This window comes from Salinibacillus aidingensis, from assembly GCF_039522525.1.
GTDB classification, from domain to species: domain Bacteria; phylum Bacillota; class Bacilli; order Bacillales; family Alkalibacillaceae; genus Salinibacillus; species Salinibacillus aidingensis.
Genome location: NZ_BAAADO010000003.1, coordinates 82,075 through 100,873 on the forward strand (window position 1 = coordinate 82,075; position 18,799 = coordinate 100,873).

Genomic DNA, 18,799 nt, shown 5'->3' on the forward strand with positions numbered 1-18,799 from the left:
GAGATTAAGAAAGAAAACTGGTCTTTTAGTTTAACGACTTATTTCGACATAAAACGGGTGGTGACAGGCACCTAAAAAAAGATGAAACTTTTATTCCATTAAACCGTAGATATTTATAGGTAAAAAGATAGGAGTCGATGATTTTTGTATAAATTTCTAACAATCGTCATTCGAATAGCTATTGCAATTCCGGCGATGATTACCGTATGGCTGATTAGCTATTTCTTATTCGATCTTTCCTTCCTGAGCTCATCAGGAGTATCATTGATCGGAGCGGCTTTGACATATGGGATTCTATCCGGCGCAATTTATTTCCGTTCGCTTAAAAAGAATCAGTTGACGATGAAAGAGTACCGATATATTCGTAAGCAGTTAACCGAAGCCAAACATAAAATCCGCCGAATGCATAAAACGCTGTTATCGATTCGCCAAATGTCCTTTTTTAAAGAGATGTTTGATTTATTACGATCCATTAGAAAAATCTATCAAGTGACGAAAAAGGAGCCCAGGCGGTTCTATCAGGGAAATCAGTTTTATTTTTCCCATTTGGATTCGGCCGTTGAACTAACAGAAAAATATGCATTTCTCTATTCGCAGCCTAAGAAGAGCAGTGAGATGGAGCAGGTGCTTGATGAAACCCGTGCGGCTATAAAAGACATAAAAACCGCCATCGAAAATGACCTGTATCATATTCTTTCAGATGATATTGAGGAGCTTAACTTTGAAGTAGACTACACGAAGTACACGACAAATCCAAAAAAAGAAAGGCTGGATTTTGATGGACAACAAAAATGAAACCATTCATAAAGATGATGGAATTTTAATGGACGAGCTGTTGGCCAATCCGTTTGGAGAGGATGAAGGGTCGGACACTGAAATAAAAGAAGAGGGAGAAGGGTCCAAGAAGCTTGTTGATGTACTGCCGGCAGAGGATAAAGAGAAGGCGCAAACCCTCGCGACGCAAATTGATGCCAAGGATCATGAGGCTATTATTTCCTATGGCACGCAGGCACAGTCGAAATTGCTGGATTTTTCCCATTCGATGCTTGAGCATGTCCAGAAGAAGGATATGGGTGAGGTTGGCCAGGTTATCAGTGATTTAATGAAGAAATTTAATGAGATGGACCCGGATGATTTAAGGCCGGAAAAGCAAAACGTGATCAAACGGATTTTCGGGAAGCTGCGCGGCTCAGTGCAGGAGATTGTATCGAAATACCAAAAAACCGGCGCACAGATTGACCGGATTAGTGTGAAACTGGAGAAAAATAAGGATGGGCTTTTATCCGATATCGCTATGCTGGAAAAGCTGTATGAACATAATAAGGAGTATTTTAAAGGGCTGAATGTCTATATCGCAGCAGGCGAACTCAAGCTTGAGGAAATCCGTGAAAAGGAAATTCCTGCTCTCAGAAAAGCAGCGGAATCTACTGATGATCAAATGAAGTATCAGGAAGTAAATGATCTTATACAATTTGCAGAGCGCCTGGAGAAGCGTATTCATGACTTGAAGTTAAGTCGGCAAATCACGATTCAGAGTGCACCGCAAATAAGATTGATCCAAAATACAAACCAGGTGTTAGTGGAAAAAATTCAATCCTCGATTTTAACGGCCATCCCATTATGGAAAAATCAAATCGCGATTGCACTTACGATGTTCCGGCAGAAAAATGCCGTTGAAGCTCAGAAGCAGGTGTCCAAAACAACGAATGATCTATTATTGAAAAATTCTGAGATGTTAAAGACCAACACGGTTGAGACAGCCAAGTTGAATGAGCAGGGGCTTGTCGACATTGATACGTTAAAGCAGACAAAGGATAATTTAGTTTCTACACTTGAAGAAGTATTAGAAATCCAGGACGATGGGCGCCGTAAACGACTGGAAGCAGAACAGGAAATTGGCACGATGGAACAGGAGCTGAAACAGAAGCTGTTGCACTTAAAAGATGGAGAGGAATAAGGCTTTTTCATGAAATAACAAGAAACAATATAAGAGCCTGTCTGTTTAAATGGCTGCCCTCCCATTTTATTGATTCTTGGAGTTAAAGGTTTGCGCGGAGTTTTAACAAAGTTTGATAAATTGGTAGGCATGGACATTAAAGCATTGTTTTTTTGGTGTTTTAACCTCTTATGTAGGTGAACCCCTGTTTGTCTGGGCAGGGTATTATATTTTAACTGGATGGCATTATTTATATTCTTTGCCGATTTATGCAATTATCTTTTTATTTGCAGACTGGCTGACGAAGAGGGAAGCATTTTCAGATGCAAGCGGTAAATAGGAAATTTATAAAAGACAAAATTATTTCAAACGGTATACCAATCAATATTTGATTTGGTATACTTTTTTAATGAGTTTGTAAAATTGCCTAAGTAAGCCGTGCACATCTCCGTTCATTCGACAAAATTCGGGTGGTGACAGGCACCATCCCAAAGAAGGTGCTTTGCAGTGAAATCAAATATTTTCGATAAGATTTATTATGGTTGGTTCATCGTTTTTATCGGTGCTTTAGGGGTCTTTTTCTCAGGACCCGGACAAACGTATTCAAATTCGGCCTTTATTGATCAGTACATAGTAGATTTTGGCTGGTCCCGTTCTGAGGTTTCAGGGATGTATTCGGCTGCAACTTTAGTGGCGGGGTTTATGATGATGTTTGTGGGTAAGTTTATTGACCGGCTTGGTCCACGTATTATGATGGTGACAATCGGTTCTCTTTTTTCATTGGCATTATTTTGGAATAGTATGGTTTCGAGTCTATGGATGCTTGTGATTGGCTTTTTCCTGATTCGTTTACTTGGTCAGGGAAGTATGACACTGATTCCGAACACACTTGTAGCCCAATGGTTTGTTCAGAGAAGGGGCTTTGCGTTTAGTATTATGACGCTCGGCAGTTTCATCAGTGCAACTGTGTTTCCAATCATAAATACCTGGCTAATTAATACATGGGATTGGCGTTTTGCCTGGCAGTTCTGGGGAATCTTGTTGCTCGTTGTTTTCGTGCCGTTTGCTTTATTTGGCGTACGGAACAAGCCTGAGGATATCGGCCTGGAACCAGATGGATTTGCAGGGAACAAGCGTAAAAAAACGAAACCTGTTCTTGGGGCCACAAATATAAATGCTGATACGGAAGACTGGACGTTAAAAGAAGCCCGAAAAACGAGAACATTTTGGGCCATTTTGATTTGTATTGGAATTCCAGCGATGGTGAATACAGGGATCACGTTCCATATTATTTCAATTTTTGGCTCCAACGATTTATCACCGACCCTGGCGGCAACAGTTCTCAGTTTAATGGCCGCAGTCGGCATTCCTATGTCATTTGTTTCAGGCTATATTACAGACAGGGTGCCAACGAATTACCTGCTTGTTGTTATTTTCATTGTTGAGATGGTCTTATTAACCATGCTCTTGTTTACGACGAATATCTTCCTGGCAATTCTATTCGGAGTGATATGGGGTATTGCCAATGGCCTTGAGCGAATCACCATTAAGGTTATCTGGCCAAACTTTTTTGGGCGGAAATATATTGGAAGTATCAGTGGGGTCGGGGTAACCATGACGGTAATTGGATCTTCACTCGGACCGCTTCCATTTGGCGTAGGTTATGATTTATTCCACAGTTATACGCCAGTGATTCTCGTGACGATGATATTCCCTGTAATCGGTATAATTTGCGGCTTGATTGCAAAGAAACCAAATAAGGCACAGATAGAGGTATAGAGATTAGATAGGTATTGTATGAGTGATGAAAGGCTTTTTTCTGAGTGTATGGACTGTTGTTCTGCATTTGGAAGGGAGTCTTTTTTATTTTTTCCTTAAGACAATGGGATTTATTCAATGAGCTAATGAAGGCCAATAATCCCCAATAACATATGAAAACAGTCCTTCATACCCCGCTAAACCACTAAAACCCAGGAGGAGACATCAACCCGAGATTTTTCGACAAAACTCGGGTGGTGACAGGCACCTTTGGAGGTGCGACACCTATCTGGTGATTCTCCGCATGCCCTCTGATATGAGGTCGACGAGCAGGACGAGAATGAGATAGCAGAATAGGAATAGGGTGACTTCGGTATAGTGGAACCAGCTCATGCTTAGCTTAAATTGATGGCCTAAGCCACCGGCACCTACGAATCCGACAACAACTGTGGTCCGAATGATAACCTCCCAGCGATAGACGATATACGTGATAAACTTGGAAAAGACGGTCGGAAAAAGTCCATATAAAAAAATTTGAGACTTTTTGGCCCCGGAAGATGCCAAGCTTCGTATAGGTCGTAAATCAATGTCTTCTATGGTTTCCGCACACAGCTTGCCAAGGATTCCAAAATTGTGTAAGGCAAGAGCAATCGCACCAGGCAGGATCCCCGGTTTGAAAATAAAGATAATCATCATCGCCCATATCAATTCGGGAATGGCTCTTGAGAAAATATAAAAAACGCGAATGATGCCATAAATGATCCAGCCATACCAGGTCTTCTTAAGGGTCAACGTTCCATTTGCGGCTGTTCTGGCTGCAGGAATCACAGTGAGAATCATCCCAATGGTTGCAAATCCAACGGCCATAATACTCATAACTAAAGTATCAAAGGATAGCTTAGCTGCCGTTTTCCAACTTTCCAAGCTTGTGAACGCAGGGGTTTCGGCATTCACACCCAACATATTTTGCAGAAACTCAAGAGTGTATTGTCGATTTTTTTCCGAAAAAAGTCCAAAGAAATCCGCGCCTTCAACGGTAAAAATAAAAGACCAGGAAGCAACCATAAGCAATAAAGCGACAAAAAAGGAGCCACGGACAAATCCTATTTTAAATTTTCTATGTTTCATGCGACCAGCCTCTTTCGTACCATCTGGCTCCAAACGTCAACAATAACGACAATTCCAATTAAAAAGAACAGAAACGTCCAGACTTCATCATATTTTAAATCCTGCAAAGACAGCTGAATTTGAAATCCAAGTCCGCCAAGACCAACAAAGCTCATGATGGCAGAGGAGCGGATGGCACATTCAAATCTGTAAAAAACATAGCTCATCAAATCAGGGGCTGCAAAAGGAATATATCCATAGATCAGTTGCTGCATTCTCGTTGCACCACTTGACCGTAACGCATTCAATGGCTGACTTGAAACTTCATTTAACATATCAGCAAAAATTCTTCCTAAAATTCCTCCATAGGGAATGGCAATGGCAAAAATAGCTGCAAAAGGAGTTAACCCGGATGCCGCAACAAAAAGCCAGGCCCAGACAAGTTCATGAATGGCGCGCATAAAGCCAAGTAAACCACGAAAAATACTTTTGGATAAAAAGCGGCCAATTCCTTTGTCAGACATTAAAATTCCTGAAGATAGCACACCTAAAACAACTCCCAGGATGAGAGCTAACGTCATCCCTGCCACTGCATATGCCAGTGTGCGCCAGGTTGAAACTAGAGCGAGCTGCAAAATCTCCGGAGATAAATCAGGCTGAAAAAGTCCCTGAATCATCTGTGCGAGTGTGGAAAGGCCTCCGGAGTGAAAGAGATTTTTACCCCAGTCAACGAAAAAAAGGCTCCCGATAAAAACCATGAGCATCACGAAGGTTAATATATTTTTTCTATGAAAGTGGAGGAGTTTTGTCTGCATGTTCGTTCAGCTCCGTTAATTGATAAAGATTCGTAAGGTCTGCATCTGACACTTCCGCCGCCCGCTGATCAAAATAGATTTTCCCTTCTCTAACTGCAATAATCCGGTCAAAATAGTTTCTCGCTAATTCAACAGAGTGAAGGCTTGTCACCAAGGTCTGTTTTTCTTCCTTTACGATTTGAATTAAAATATTAAGAACATCTTCAGCTCTGGCCGGATCCAGTGATGATACGGGTTCATCAGCTAAAATGATTTCAGGACGCTGAACGAGCAAGCGGGCCAAAGCAACACGCTGCTGTTCGCCTCCAGACAATTTGGAGGTTCGATCATACATTTTATCAGCTAATCCTACTCGTTGCAGTGCTTGAATGGCGATATCCTTCTCCTGTGGAAAGAAAAATGACCAAAATGACTTCCAAAATCCCCAGTCTGTGAAGCGACCCACAAGAACATTGTGTATGACAGGAAGGGAGCCCACTAAATCGAACTGCTGACGAATGATTCCTACTTTTTTGGCCAGCTCCTTGGGATTCCGGTATTCACTGGTTCTTTTTTCAGCGATTTTAATTGTTCCATTATCTGGTGTTTCAATGGTGGACAGCATATTAAGCAGTGTCGTTTTTCCAGCGCCACTTGGACCAATAATCGCCGTCACTTCTCCTTTTTTAATGCTTAAAGAAAGAGGAGATATGGCTTTCATCTCCCCGTAAGTCTTTTCTACGTTTTCCAATGTAAAAGCATCAGTTGATTCCATTTCTGTCACCTACTATTTAATAATCCCGAGACTTTTAGCAACGTCTTCAATGGCTTTATAGTTTTCGTTATTTGTTTCGATAAACTGATCGGTATGGAAAAGCTCCAGAATATCCTTTTGATCTTCTCCCATATTCAGCAGGGCATCCTGTACTTTCTGCTTCGTTCCCTCGCCAAAGTTGTCATTGACGTTGTTAATCGTCCAGTTATAGTCATAATAAGCGGGCGTGGTGTAAAATACGTCGACCTTATCTGTATCGACTTTTCCTTCTTCAACGGCACTCTGCCAAACGAGTTCATTTAATGCACCGGTTTCAAATGACCCTGCTTCCACGAGCTGGTATGTGGCATCGTGTGAACCGGAATAATTCGGCTCGCTCGCAAAATCTTTTTCAGGGTTGATTCCTGCCTCTGTCAGAAAATGCCGGGGCATTAAGTGACCGGATGTAGAGCTTTCACTTCCGAATGTAAAGCTTTTTCCCTTTAGTTCCTTCAGGCTTTCAACCTCCAGCCCTGCTTGTTTAATAAAAACAGAATGAAACTCTTTATCACTCGGCCTCTGTGCAATGGCTTCAGCACCTTCCACCTGACTTCTGGCCTGCACCCCTGTTAAACCGCCAAACCATCCGAGCTGAATTTCTCCGCGATTAAAGGCCGTAACAAGTGCCGCATAATCCTGTGAAGGAACATATTCCACATTTAATCCCGTTTGTTCACTTAAATAGGTAGCAAAATCATTAAAGCGTCGATTTAAATCTGAAACATCCTGGTCTGGAATCGCACCTATTTTAAATGTTTTGTCGTTGGTGTTGTCTCCATTTGAGGAATCTGCCTCGTTATCCGTATCCCCACAAGCTGATAATAAGACAGCAAACAGGGTGATTAACAATAGAATAATGACTTTACGCATGTAAAAATCCTCCTTATAAGAAAAACTTATATGATGTAAAAAAGTATCTTATGTACAGTAATTAACATTATAAAGTTTATTTTTAAATTCGTGAAGTCATTAATTCATATTCGAGTCATACAATTGCAGCCATATAAGTGTATAATATGGGAAGAGAATTTTTTAGAAATGGGGAAGAGTCAGGTGAATCTTAATCAACTTAAAGCATTTGTAAAAGTGGCTCAGGTTAAAAGTTATCAGGAAGCTGCAGAGCTCCTGGGGGTATCTCAACCGGCAATTACCCAGAGAATCAAGGTGCTGGAGCATTATTTTCAAACAAAACTGATAACAAGAAGTAATGAAGGCTTTTCTCTGACGCCACAAGGAGAGACGTTCTATCAGGCAAGCTTGGAAATCCTGGAGAAGTGGAGTCAGCTAGAGTACCACTTTCTGGGGAATCAGCCGACAGGGAATTTAGTGATTGGTGCAAGCACAATCCCCTCCGAATATCTGCTCCCGTCACTATTAAAACAATTTCGGATCAAATTCCCTGCTGTTCATTTTCGTATGCAAGTGTCCGGGTCCGCAGAGATTGAGAAATTGCTCATGAACAGAAGTGTGGACCTTATTGTGACAGGACAACCTGAACATGAGGAAGAAATTGAGTCCATACCTATTTTTGATGATGAATTAAAGGTCATTATGCAGCCAGGAGAAGAAAACAGTAAACTGGAAATGAATGATTTATTTCGTTTTGACTGGATTCTTCGTGAACCCCATTCCAATACAAGACAGGCTTTTGAAAAAGCACTATTGAAGCAAAATCATACCATTGAGGAGCTTCATGTTGTTGGGGAGATGGGGAGTACAGAAGCGGTGATTTCAGCTGTGGAAGCTGGACTTGGGATATCAGCCGTCTCTTCATTGGCGGCTAATCGCGCACAAAAATTCGGCAGAGTCGAGGCCATTTCAATTAAAGACCTTGATATTTCAAGAAAATTTTATGTGTCCTATTTAAAAGAGAATCAAAATGCCTTAACCATCGCTGCTTTTCTGGATTTTATCAGGCAATATCCGTTTGAATGAAGGCATTCGACAAAATTCGGGGCGTGACAGGCACCACCCAATAGAAAGGAGCTTCGATATGAAGGATCAATTGATGAAAATGCTGGAAGAACGGGAAGATAAGATGATTGAAATCCGCCGTTATTTACACGAGCATCCCGAGCTTTCTTTTGAAGAAGAGAAGACAGCAGAATACATTGCCGATTTTTATCAAGATAAGGATGTAGACATCGAAACGAACGCGGGAAATGGTCACGGCGTTATTGTCACGATTAATGGTGGATTGCCAGGCAAAACAGTCGGTCTTCGTGCTGATTTTGATGCACTGCCGATTAAAGAGGAGACAGATGTTCCGTTCAAATCAAAAAACGATGGTGTGATGCACGCATGTGGCCATGATGGTCATACTGCTTATTTGTTAATTCTCGCTGATTGTCTTATCCAATTAAAGGATCAAATCAAAGGCACGATCAAGATTATTCATCAGCATGCAGAGGAACAGCCTCCAGGTGGGGCAAAAAGCATTGTAGATTCAGGCAAGTTGGACGACCTGGACTCCATCTTTGGTATTCATCTTTTACCAATGGCCGAAGCAGGTACAGTAGGCTATCATAGTGGCTATTCCTTTAATGGACGTACTTATTTTAAATTGAAGATTCAGGCAAGTGGAGGGCATGGATCATCCCCGCATAAAGCGAATGATGCCATTGTCGCAGGTTCCCATTTTGTTACCGCCGCACAAACGATTGTCAGTCGCAGGGTAGACCCGCTTGCTGCTGGGGTCGTAACAATCGGCTCATTTGACGGGAAGGGCAGCTTTAACGTAATCAAAGACAGCGTAGAGCTTGAAGGCGATATCCGTTATTCCAATGATGAAACTCAGGAAGTTATTAATAAAGAATTTCAACGGATTGTGAACGGGCTGGAAGAACTATTTGGTGTTACATGCGAGCTTACTTATACACCGGATTATCCACCACTATACAACGATCCGGAATTAACCCAGTTTGTAGCTGATACTTTGAAAGAAGCTAATGATAGAAAAATTAAAGTAGTCAAGGAATTTCCAAAAATGTCACCATCCGATGACTTTGCCTATTATCTTGAAAAAATTCCTGGTTCATATTTCTATATTGGCTGCACGCCAAAAGGGGTTAAGGATCCTTACTTTAACCACCACCCTAAATTTGATATTGACGAGGACGCATTACTCGTTGCAGCAAAATCTGTTGGGCATGTGGCCTGCAGTTATTTGGATGTTGAATAAGAAACACTACCATGAAGAGACGCTTGGATTTTAAATCCAAGCGTCACTACTCTTTATATAACTTCAAACCTAATTTAAAAAGAAAAAGTACTAATACAATTGCAAAGAAATTTCCTATTGTATCCCAATTAATCTCTTTGTGGTGAACGATTTTCGCAAGCATAATTCCTATGAGTACACCTGTAATTCCATAAAAGAATGATGTTAAACTATTGGCCAAAAGATCCCTCCTTTAGCTTCAATAAAGATGACAATTACACCTGAAATTAACTCTGTGATTCAAAAGATAAATCGCTCATTCTATCTATGTTATTTTTTTGAAGTAGCCTTTACAATCAGGAAATGTGGATTCGTCATTAGATAGTGATAGGCTTTTTCTTTTATCTCTTTCATTTTTGTCTGCGGTTTAGGTTCTCTTAGTGTTTCCAGGTTGAAAAATTGAGTGGTATTGTTCACGATTGTTTGCAAAGGTCTTCGGTAAAAGCTGACATCAATTGTAAGGTTGGGTTTGTTCCAGGTTTCTGTTAAAAATTGGGTTTTAAAATAATCTTCACACTGATGTCTTGTAAAGTCCATAAATGGATGATGGACCGAAAATAAAATGGTTCCATCAGCTTTTAAAATTCTGTTAAATTCCTGGAATGTGTACGTCCAATCTTTTAGATAATGAAGCGTCAGAGAACTTATAATAACATGAAAAGTATCGTCCTCAAATGGCAAGGGCTCTCTAAGATCATGACAGAGAAATGTTGCTTTTTCTCCTAAACGATGCTTTGCTGCTTTTATCATTTCAGGACTTACATCTATACCTGTAACTTCTGCCCCTTGAGATAATAGCTGAGAGGAATACCAACCAGCAGCACAGCCAGCATCCAGTATCTTTTTCTCTGTTAATTGTGCGGGTAAGGCATTCAACATTGCAGGACGCTCATAATAAGCGTTATAAGGATTTTCTTCATCAATATCGTTTTGATAAACATTGGCTAGCTTGTTATACGTATTTTTGGCATAATCACCCATGTAAAACTCTCCCTGGAATATTAATAATCATCAAGTTTACGTGACATCTGAAATGGCGAACATCTCAATCAATAATAACATAAAATTCCAACTTATTAAGCCATTCGACAAAATTCGGGTGGTGACAGGCACCAGGATTATTTTTAAAGGAATTTTTTTACCTTTTATAGAAATACAATATCTAACAAATGATTTAGGTATTCTTCAAAAAGAATAATCACTGTTTTTTTATGAGGAGGGAATGATGCAATATTTCATTGGAATTGTACCTGCTGAAAATTTCAAAAAGAAAGTAACAGACTTCCGTGGTAAATGGAAAAATAATTTAATTAATGAGGTTGTAGAACCACATATTACTTTAAAAGCCCAGGGCGGTTTAACTCCGGATGAAAAATGGATCAGTAAAGTGAAACGTGTATGTGGAGAAACAAGACCATTTCATATAAAAATAGAAAAGCCGATGTTTTTTGGCGAAGAAATTTTATTTTTTAGCGCATCATCGGAACAATTGTATACTTTACACAAAGATATTGTTCACGCGGTCGAGCCTTCTAAAGAACAAATAGAGAGATATTTTAAACTGGAAAACTTTGTTCCACATATGACATTAGGAAAGACCACTTTGGGATTACCAAAACGGGATTTAAAAGATATGGCAACATTAGCACAAACAGAAATGCAACCTTACCCTACATTGAATGTGACTTTTGTAAGAGTTTATAAGGAAATAGAACCGAATCATTATGTAAAGCTGGAAGATATTCCTTTGGCCGAAAAATAATAAGCTGGTGATCTTAGTCAAATTACTTATAAACGAGGTGCATGATGGGGTTTCTGAAATCCAAAAAATTTCTAGTAATAGGAATCGTTTTATTTAGCTTAATCGGATTTATATTTTATTTCTTTTACGGAACACCCTGGGACTTGATTTCATATAAAGACAAGTTTGAGACCTATCTGGAAGAGAGATATCATCAGGATTTTGTCATTGATGAAATCTCCTATGATTTTCTGCATGGAGGAACCTATCATGCTTATGCATTTTCTGAAACGAACCCAGAGGTAACCTTTCATGTAGGTCAAAACTCCAAATCAGCTGAAATTGATGACGCATATCATTATGAATTGTGGAGATATCAGGCAAGAAATGAGGTAACACCTATAATAGAAAAGACATTTCCTGACAGGTTGAACCACGCAGTAGAGGTTAGGGATTCCTTATACCCGGATGCTACTCAAAAATCAGAAGTCCCCAATTATAAAAATATGGTTACTTTAGAAATCGGCATTGCAAAGGATCATACGAAAATTACTGAGAATAAAGAAGCAGAGCTGGAAAAAGCCTTTAAGTTAATTGAAGAATTAAATGAAAAAGATTTAAATATGGATCACTTTAGTATTAGCTATAAATCTAAGACACTGCAATTAAGCGGAACTGAAATGAAATCTATAAAAAAGCATAATGATTTTAGAAAAATGGTTAAAGGATTATAGGAAATAAATTTTTAGGAAGATTGTTCGTTTGTTTCTGAAGATGTGTTTTTTGTAAGGCATAGCCTCTTTTAGTAGGGAGGGATACTTTGGAATTTATTTTAAATCTCATCGAATATTTATTCTCCAGTAAGAAGACCTTGGTGTATACCGCCATGAGACAGCAGGATTATTATAAAGCCGTTTCAAAGCTGGAGGCGGATCTGATTAAATTTAGAGTGTCTGTGACAGGCAATGCCAATGCATCGCCTGGTACTCCATACAGTGATTTAGGGAGGATTTATAAAATATATGTGAGGAAAGAGGATGAAGGGAAAGCGTTAAGATCAATTCATACAAAAAGGTAAAAATATTGGGAGGAGATGTGAATGAAACGTATTCGCCGTTGGTTTGTTGCAGTAGTTCTTGTTCTTTTGACTGTTCTCTTTTTGAATAAAGGTTTGAACTTATGGTCTCTTGGATCAAATGTGGATGGACAAGGAATTGGTTTATCTTTATTAGGATTCGAAATTAATGATCGGGTACTTGAAGAAAGCATACCTTCCTATGCAACCGGATTTTTTATATTGGCTGGAATTGCATTCGTGATTTCCATGATACTAGTAGGAATGAACCTGAAGATAAAGTCACAAGAATAATGGAAGCTTAAATTAGGAGGAAGAAGGATGGACGTAAGAGATGTTTTACTGGCTCAGTTAAATGCCTGTCAGGAAAATACCTGGTTTGTCGCATTACGAAACGCCATTGAGGGTCTTACCGAGGAACAGGCAGACTGGAAGCCCTCTGAATCTGCAAACTCTATATTTGAAATGGTGAATCACTTAATTTTCTATAACCAACGATATTTGAATCGGTTTAAAGATCTCCCAAATGAGAAAAATTCAGATAGCAACACATTCAGTAATCGAGAAGATCTAAGTTGGCCAGACGCCGTTAAACGATTGAATGACTTGATGTCTGAATGGAGGAGCGTTGTGGAAGAAGCTGACGACCATAAGATTGATGAATGGTCAGCTGAACTGGCACACCTTACGATTCATATAACCTATCACACAGGACAGATCATTTATATTAGGAAGCTGCAAGGCTCGTGGAATCCGGAGAATGGTGTGAAGGGCTAAACATTGGTAAAGGTAAGGGTAAAGAAATAACACATCAGACTTTCTGTGTCAGCAGATGGGTTGAGGAAACATCGGATCATCAATAGGTGATGGTCTTTTTTTGTGTCTGGAAGGGCACGATCCACGAGGACTTAAATCAGCTTATAATGAATGACAAACCAATTTAGAAATGAAGAAGATATGTCCTTCATAAACGGCGGAGTAAGTGGAAATCCGGCAGCAGATATCGCAGGTCCGAGTGAAGCCAAGGATATTATACGAATGACCTTTTCCAATGCCGTTAATGCTTCCCTGCTAAGTTGTGTTGTTATAGCTGTTTTAGGTGCAGGAATAGCTTTGTTGTTCTTAGATAAAAGGAACTAGATTTCAACATAGGTTTAAGAAAGATATATAGAATTAGAGGACAGAAATTTTCTTATCCATAGAAAAAACACCTCCATTAAGTGCTAACTATTGAATGGAGGTGTTTATTTAAGAAAATCCGGTGCAGTTTCTATACCGATAATTCGACAAAATTCGGGTGGTGACAGGCACCTGCATTAAAAAATTTCCAAAAAGTCTCCGGCATTACGAATAATCATCTCTTCAATTTTATGGTCAACATTTAAATTGGCCTGACCCTTTAAATGTCCAACTTCTGATTGTTCGCTGCCATCTTTCTGGTACTCGACCTGAACAGTGAAATCATAAATGTCTTCTTCGGATTTTGTTTTTTCATATGTGGCCTTTTTAAGCTCCAGTCTGTAATCACTATGATGTGCTTCTAACAGAAATGTCATGCCATAAACCCCGGCGTATTCCAGGTAAGCATTTTCTGTAAAATAATCTTTAAATAGTTTCTCTGTGTATGGACCTATTGCTTTCATCTTTTCCTCTACGTCACTCTCCCATATTTGTTTCAACTCATCGTCAGGTCCTGTAAAAGTATTCTCTAAAACAGCTTCAATGGTTTGTATATTTTCATCCTGTGTTTTCGTTTTTTCTGTGTCTTCACTGCAGCCGGCAATATACAAGACTAGTAAAGCAAAGAACATAGTCACGAAAAATTTACCCGAACGTTTTTTCATAAAAAAACCTCCTTAAAATTGTCATACGTTTAAGGAGGCTTACAGGTTTCAAGTATAGGAGTGATCATTCCTTATCGGTAACAACGATACCCGCCTGCTCAAGCATCTCCCAGTTTACCACTTTGTCTTTGTCAACAATTACCTGTTCAAGAGATTTTGAGCTTTCAAATACCCGTAAATCCAGACCACTTCTTACTCCCGTTATTTCGATGACTTCTAAATCAGGCATTTTGGAAAGAATACCTAAATTTTTTCCGGAAGAGATAAGCTGTGTTGAACCATCAATGACGAGTTTTTTCAGGTTACTTAACTCGATCATGGTATCAATAGGAACCGCGATTCCCTTTAATTGTAAAGTTTCCAGGCGGGACATTTGCCGTATATAAGTAAAATCTTTTTGCAGTAATTCCCCGAACCTATCGGAGTTTGAGGGTTCAAGTGTTAAACTTTCAATGGCCTTAAGTTTTTGTTCATCAATTTTTTCCGGCTGAATCCCCATGGATCTTGCGATGGATTTTACAAGCAGACTGGATGCATCAAGCGGATACAAAGCGTTGCGAACAAACCTATCATTTTTATAGACCATTCCATTGGATTTATAAGTAATATTAGCGAGCTCTTTGTTCTGATCTAAATAGTGAATGGCCGCGTAATCGGCTTTATCCTGTTTCCAGGCAATCCTGAAATTCACACCTATATCCCCTGATAAAAAAGGGGCTTTCTTTACCTCCAATTGTCTATGCTTCGTTTTGTCTGTCCCAAGGAAGTGATATTCTGTTATTTCCTGACCGTTCGCTTTATCAGTATAAGAGATTCCTTCTCCAAAAACGTGTTCTGCTTCTGTTTTTGTCATGGAAAGGGAAAAATTGGCTTCTATTTCTGAAATCTTGCTGGACACTTCTTCAAATGGTACTCTTTCTCTAGCAGATTCGGTATCCATATCCGAGTCCGTCTGATTAAAGTCGATGAAACTGGAACCTGTCATTATTAAACCTAAAACTAGAAAAGCAGATGCCAATTTAGGGAAGAGATGCTTCTGCTTCTTTATTTTCTTTTTGTCACTTGCTCCTTCCATCCATTGATAGAACCGGTCCTTATTTTCCTGTGTCACTGTTTTGGAAGGACCAATATATTCCTCAAAACGTTGCTTTAATTTTTTATGATTCAAGGAAATCACCCCCAAGCTTGGATTTAAGCTTCTTTTTTCCCCTCATGAATCGGGTTTTCACCGTAGATTCATTGATATCCAGAAACTCACTGATCTCCTTTAAATGATAAGACTGGTAATATCGTAAAACAAAAATTTCTCTGTATTTAACCGGTAACGATAGAATAGCCTCAACTAGATTTGTTTCAGCTTCCCTATTTAACAACTGTTTTTCTGGAGTCTCGTTTATTTTTTCTGCAGGAGTTTGGTCATCAAAGGATGTGAATAGTCTATGGATGGGCGAACGTAAATAATCCTTGCATTTATTGATGGCGATTCGGTATAACCAGGTTTTCAGTTTCGATTTATGCTGGAAGCCATCTATATTTTTATATACACTAATCAGAAACTCCTGAAAAATATCATCGGTTTGGGCATCATTTTTGACATATGTATAAATGAGAGCTTTAATATTTTCACCGTAGTGATTGAAAATAAGTTCCATAAAATCTTCTTTGGTTTCAAATGTGATTTCTCTGTTATGGTCAGGAAAATCTTTGTGCAAGCTCATCACCTCGTCTCCCTTTTCCGTTATCCTCTTTATCCATTAGACGGTTGATTTCCTAAAAGGTCCCATTTTAAATGAATATTTTAGCATAAATAACCAATATATCTGATCAGTTATTAATCTTTAAATGCCTGAACACATACTGGTAATTAGAAGGACTTCACGAGCAAATGTTGAAGTTCTTAATTATACACATAAGTTTTTAAAAAGGAGCGGATGAGTATGCCTTTAACAGCTTCACAGTACATCGAAGTAGACCCTGGCGTTGAGCTTTTTGTTTATGATGTTGGAGAAGGGGACCCGATTGTTTTTGTGCCGGGATTTACCTTTACAGCGGATGTTTTTCATCATCAGGTGAAACACTTTTCAAAGACCAATAGAGTCATTGTTGTGGATCCAAGAAGTCATGGCCGTTCCACGATTACAGTCCATGGAAATGATTATGTCACCCATGGAACAGATTTAGGGAAGGTGCTGGAACAACTGGATATCAAGGATGTAACCCTTGTTGGCTGGTCCTTTGGCTGTTTTACGGTTTGGGAATATGGGAAGCAGTTTGGCTATGACGCGGTGAAAAAGATGGTACTGATTGATATGCCGCCCAAGTCTCTGTCGGTGAATGAAGAGGACTGGGTGGAAGGTCCCCTCGATGATATTGCCGGAATTTACACATCTTCACTGCGAAAACCTCAGGGACACAGAGCTTTTATTAAGGATTACATCACTCAGGTTATGGTTCAAAGAGAGTTGTCAGATGAGGAGCTGGCCTGGCTTGTAGGAGAGTCCTTAAAAACCCCTTATTACATTGCTGCAAACCTGTTTGCATCCGGCATGTTCTCTGATTACCGGGAGGAGGCGGCACAAGCCAGTCAGAATGTACCTACATTAACTGTACTGGCGGAGCATTGGGCGGATACTGCAAAGGCCACCATGAAAAAGGTGACACCGGAAAGTAAGTTTGAAGTCCTGGGTGGTCATATGATGTTCTGGGAGTACAGGGAGCGGTTTAATCAAATGCTGGAGGCGTTTTTGCAGGAGTAATGACAGGTTGGATGGATGAAAGGGGAATGACTAAGTTATGATGATGAAACTAAAAGTAGTCAAAATGATTCTTGCAGTGTTAGTTATTATTCTATCTGTCTATACGATATTCACAACCAACATCAAAGCTCTTTCATACGGAAATTTTTTCATAGGTATCTTACTGATGGTGATTGGGATTGAAGAATTTCAGAAAAAAAGAAAAGGACAAAGCTTTCTATCCATTGCAGCAGGTTTATTTGCCTTATTTGCTTCGTTTCAGATCTTTACTTCTTTGAGTTAAAATAGGGATTTAAAAAAAAGGGGGTTAATCATGCCAAGGCTCCACAAAATCGCTTTAACAGTCTCTATACTTCTATTACTCATCCTAAATAAAAAAGTCTATGAAAACAGGGTCACCGATTATCTCGTTGAAGAACAGGGGTATAAGAAGGAGGAAATAACATCCGTTGAGGGTGTCTGGGGATTTAAAATGCCCAAATTTTATACCACCGTTACTTTTGAAAATGAACCTTATGTTGAGTATACCTACTATGCTCACGATGGGGTCCGGCAATTTGACTATGAAATAATTGACGGTAAACAAAAGGAAATGTCCGTTGAGGATCTGAAAAATCATGAGTAGGATAAGACCCTTTTTACCTTCAGTTTTAGGGACTGCTGACATAGTTCGTAAAAAGAGTGTCATGATTTCATCAGAAAATCATGACACTCCTCAATATCTATTCTATTCTCCCAGGTATTCCAGGACATCTTTAATTGTTTCTTGTGAGGCAATCAAACCTCTGTTCGTCCAGTTACTTTGGTCGTTCAGTATATAGACATTTCCGTTTTCGGCAGCAGGGGTGCTCTGCCACACTGAACTGTTTTCCAGGGTAGTGATTCCCTGTTCACCTTCTTCAGCAAGGATAAAGACATGATCTGCTTTTAACTCTGACAGTTTTTCAAGAGAAATAGGATTCCATTTGGTCTGAGCATCACCTAGGTTTTTTACCAGTTCAGGTGGGGTAACGCCCAATTCAGAATACAGAACTTCAGCACTGTGGCGATTTTCTTCAAAAAGGAAGAATTGATTACCGGTTGCCCATATAACGGCAACGGTTTCATTTCCGACAGTTTGGGAAAGCTGCTCTTTTGCCTCTTTTACTTTATCATTATACTGGTTTAAGACCTTTGTTGCTTTGTCGTCTTTATTAAGAATTTCTCCAAATACTTCTAACTGTTTGCGCCAGCTATTGGTTGTTTCTTCTTTCATAACAAAAGTAGGAGCAATTTTTTTATAGTCTTCATAGGATCCTTCATAACTGTCAATCCCATGCTCCAAAATAATCAAATCTGGTTGATGCTTTAAAACCTGTTCTACAGGCATATTCCATTCAATTTTGGGTATATCCTTCAAATCCTGCTCCAAGTAATTTTGCAGTTGATTTCCAATCGCCCATTTTGCAACGGGAGTCACGCCCAATGCAAGAAGGGTGTCCTCATGGAAAGGCGCTATAATTTGCTCAGCATCACTGGGGAGCGTCACTTCTCCCATTTGGCTATCAACAGTGACTTCGTTATTTTGTTCACTTTCATCTTTCTTTTCTTCTGTGTTACTTTCGCTGCATCCAGCAACAATGAGAATCGAGGTTAACAAAATTGTACCCATCATCAAACGAATTTTGTTAAATTTATACATATGTATTCTCCTCTATGATATAATTCTATTCATGACAATGATAATCATTATCGATTAAAATGTCAATTGACAC

24 protein-coding genes are annotated in these 18,799 nt (G+C 39.4%); 14 read left to right on the forward strand and 10 right to left on the reverse strand.

The window, feature by feature from the left end:
• Positions 1-144: 144 nt before the first annotated feature.
• The 3 genes from ABD006_RS07140 (at position 145) to ABD006_RS07150 (ending at position 3,715) form a co-directional block, all read left to right on the forward strand.
• Positions 145-795 (forward strand): 5-bromo-4-chloroindolyl phosphate hydrolysis family protein, encoded by a 651-nt coding sequence (locus tag ABD006_RS07140; RefSeq protein ID WP_343839198.1) that lies wholly within the window; start codon positions 145-147, stop codon positions 793-795.
• Complete coding sequence (locus tag ABD006_RS07145) at positions 779-1,957, forward strand: toxic anion resistance protein (RefSeq protein WP_343839200.1); 1,179 nt, start codon at positions 779-781, stop codon at positions 1,955-1,957. Before ABD006_RS07140 ends, ABD006_RS07145 begins: the two co-directional genes overlap by 17 nt.
• A 486-nt stretch (positions 1,958-2,443) precedes the next feature.
• Complete coding sequence (locus tag ABD006_RS07150; protein WP_343839202.1) at positions 2,444-3,715, forward strand: MFS transporter; 1,272 nt, start codon at positions 2,444-2,446, stop codon at positions 3,713-3,715.
• Between the two features lie 264 nt (positions 3,716-3,979).
• Here ABD006_RS07150 and ABD006_RS07155 read toward each other — a convergent pair whose 3' ends face one another.
• The 4 genes from ABD006_RS07155 to ABD006_RS07170 are packed head-to-tail and all read right to left on the reverse strand — an operon-like array spanning position 3,980 to position 7,279.
• The gene (locus ABD006_RS07155) at positions 3,980-4,822 is read right to left on the reverse strand and encodes a PhnE/PtxC family ABC transporter permease (RefSeq protein ID WP_343839204.1); all 843 of its coding nucleotides are present in this window, start codon (positions 4,820-4,822) and stop codon (positions 3,980-3,982) included.
• Complete coding sequence (locus tag ABD006_RS07160) at positions 4,819-5,559, reverse strand: PhnE/PtxC family ABC transporter permease (RefSeq protein WP_343839206.1); 741 nt, start codon at positions 5,557-5,559, stop codon at positions 4,819-4,821. Before ABD006_RS07160 ends, ABD006_RS07155 begins: the two co-directional genes overlap by 4 nt.
• Before the next feature lie 28 nt (positions 5,560-5,587).
• On the reverse strand, positions 5,588-6,370 hold the full coding sequence (locus ABD006_RS07165) for a phosphonate ABC transporter ATP-binding protein (RefSeq protein WP_343839208.1): 783 nt from the start codon (positions 6,368-6,370) through the stop codon (positions 5,588-5,590).
• A 12-nt stretch (positions 6,371-6,382) separates the two neighbouring features.
• Positions 6,383-7,279 (reverse strand): putative selenate ABC transporter substrate-binding protein, encoded by an 897-nt coding sequence (locus ABD006_RS07170; protein ID WP_343839210.1) that lies wholly within the window; start codon positions 7,277-7,279, stop codon positions 6,383-6,385.
• A gap of 168 nt (positions 7,280-7,447) precedes the next feature.
• On the opposite strand from ABD006_RS07170, the gene ABD006_RS07175 reads away from it, so the two are divergent.
• Together ABD006_RS07175 and ABD006_RS07180 are read left to right on the forward strand one after the other, a co-directional pair.
• Positions 7,448-8,344, forward strand: coding sequence for a selenium metabolism-associated LysR family transcriptional regulator (locus tag ABD006_RS07175; protein ID WP_343839212.1), 897 nt, complete (start codon positions 7,448-7,450; stop codon positions 8,342-8,344).
• A 58-nt stretch (positions 8,345-8,402) separates the two neighbouring features.
• Positions 8,403-9,590, forward strand: a complete 1,188-nt coding sequence (locus ABD006_RS07180; RefSeq protein ID WP_343839214.1) for an amidohydrolase — start codon at positions 8,403-8,405, stop codon at positions 9,588-9,590.
• 46 nt (positions 9,591-9,636) lie between these two features.
• Here ABD006_RS07180 and ABD006_RS07185 read toward each other — a convergent pair whose 3' ends face one another.
• Entirely contained in the window at positions 9,637-9,810 is a 174-nt protein-coding gene (locus ABD006_RS07185; RefSeq protein WP_343839216.1) for a hypothetical protein, read from the reverse strand.
• 89 nt (positions 9,811-9,899) lie between these two features.
• The gene (locus ABD006_RS07190) at positions 9,900-10,610 is read right to left on the reverse strand and encodes a class I SAM-dependent methyltransferase (protein ID WP_343839218.1); all 711 of its coding nucleotides are present in this window, start codon (positions 10,608-10,610) and stop codon (positions 9,900-9,902) included.
• Between the two features lie 244 nt (positions 10,611-10,854).
• On the opposite strand from ABD006_RS07190, the gene ABD006_RS07195 reads away from it, so the two are divergent.
• From ABD006_RS07195 to ABD006_RS07220, 6 genes are all read left to right on the forward strand, one after another.
• The gene (locus ABD006_RS07195) at positions 10,855-11,391 is read left to right on the forward strand and encodes a 2'-5' RNA ligase family protein (RefSeq protein ID WP_343839220.1); all 537 of its coding nucleotides are present in this window, start codon (positions 10,855-10,857) and stop codon (positions 11,389-11,391) included.
• A 44-nt stretch (positions 11,392-11,435) separates the two neighbouring features.
• On the forward strand, positions 11,436-12,104 hold the full coding sequence (locus tag ABD006_RS07200) for a hypothetical protein (protein WP_343839222.1): 669 nt from the start codon (positions 11,436-11,438) through the stop codon (positions 12,102-12,104).
• Positions 12,105-12,190: 86 nt separating this feature from the next.
• A complete protein-coding gene (locus ABD006_RS07205) occupies positions 12,191-12,448 on the forward strand; it encodes a hypothetical protein (protein WP_343839224.1) in 258 nt (85 codons plus the stop codon).
• A gap of 21 nt (positions 12,449-12,469) precedes the next feature.
• Complete coding sequence (locus tag ABD006_RS07210; RefSeq protein ID WP_343839227.1) at positions 12,470-12,739, forward strand: hypothetical protein; 270 nt, start codon at positions 12,470-12,472, stop codon at positions 12,737-12,739.
• A 27-nt stretch (positions 12,740-12,766) separates the two neighbouring features.
• The gene (locus ABD006_RS07215) at positions 12,767-13,222 is read left to right on the forward strand and encodes a DinB family protein (protein WP_343839229.1); all 456 of its coding nucleotides are present in this window, start codon (positions 12,767-12,769) and stop codon (positions 13,220-13,222) included.
• Positions 13,223-13,372: 150 nt separating this feature from the next.
• A complete protein-coding gene (locus ABD006_RS07220; protein ID WP_343839231.1) occupies positions 13,373-13,585 on the forward strand; it encodes a hypothetical protein in 213 nt (70 codons plus the stop codon).
• A 176-nt stretch (positions 13,586-13,761) separates the two neighbouring features.
• On the opposite strand, the gene ABD006_RS07225 is transcribed toward ABD006_RS07220, so the two are convergent.
• The 3 genes from ABD006_RS07225 to ABD006_RS07235 all read right to left on the reverse strand — a co-directional run bounded on the left by ABD006_RS07225 (position 13,762) and on the right by ABD006_RS07235 (position 16,007).
• Entirely contained in the window at positions 13,762-14,289 is a 528-nt protein-coding gene (locus ABD006_RS07225; RefSeq protein WP_343839233.1) for a hypothetical protein, read from the reverse strand.
• A gap of 64 nt (positions 14,290-14,353) precedes the next feature.
• Positions 14,354-15,457 (reverse strand): hypothetical protein, encoded by a 1,104-nt coding sequence (locus ABD006_RS07230; protein ID WP_343839235.1) that lies wholly within the window; start codon positions 15,455-15,457, stop codon positions 14,354-14,356.
• The gene (locus ABD006_RS07235) at positions 15,447-16,007 is read right to left on the reverse strand and encodes a sigma-70 family RNA polymerase sigma factor (RefSeq protein ID WP_343839237.1); all 561 of its coding nucleotides are present in this window, start codon (positions 16,005-16,007) and stop codon (positions 15,447-15,449) included. Before ABD006_RS07235 ends, ABD006_RS07230 begins: the two co-directional genes overlap by 11 nt.
• Before the next feature lie 219 nt (positions 16,008-16,226).
• Here ABD006_RS07235 and ABD006_RS07240 point away from each other — a divergent pair, with 219 nt between their 5' ends.
• Genes ABD006_RS07240 through ABD006_RS07250 form a run of 3 tightly spaced genes read left to right on the forward strand, consistent with a single transcriptional unit; the run spans position 16,227 to position 17,670 of the window.
• Positions 16,227-17,045 (forward strand): alpha/beta fold hydrolase, encoded by an 819-nt coding sequence (locus ABD006_RS07240; protein ID WP_343839239.1) that lies wholly within the window; start codon positions 16,227-16,229, stop codon positions 17,043-17,045.
• 43 nt (positions 17,046-17,088) lie between these two features.
• A complete protein-coding gene (locus ABD006_RS07245; RefSeq protein WP_343839242.1) occupies positions 17,089-17,328 on the forward strand; it encodes a YczI family protein in 240 nt (79 codons plus the stop codon).
• Positions 17,329-17,358: 30 nt separating this feature from the next.
• The gene (locus tag ABD006_RS07250) at positions 17,359-17,670 is read left to right on the forward strand and encodes a DUF3139 domain-containing protein (RefSeq protein ID WP_343839245.1); all 312 of its coding nucleotides are present in this window, start codon (positions 17,359-17,361) and stop codon (positions 17,668-17,670) included.
• Positions 17,671-17,772: 102 nt separating this feature from the next.
• Here ABD006_RS07250 and ABD006_RS07255 read toward each other — a convergent pair whose 3' ends face one another.
• Entirely contained in the window at positions 17,773-18,726 is a 954-nt protein-coding gene (locus tag ABD006_RS07255; RefSeq protein ID WP_343839248.1) for an iron-hydroxamate ABC transporter substrate-binding protein, read from the reverse strand.
• Between the last annotated feature and the right edge of the window lie 73 nt (positions 18,727-18,799).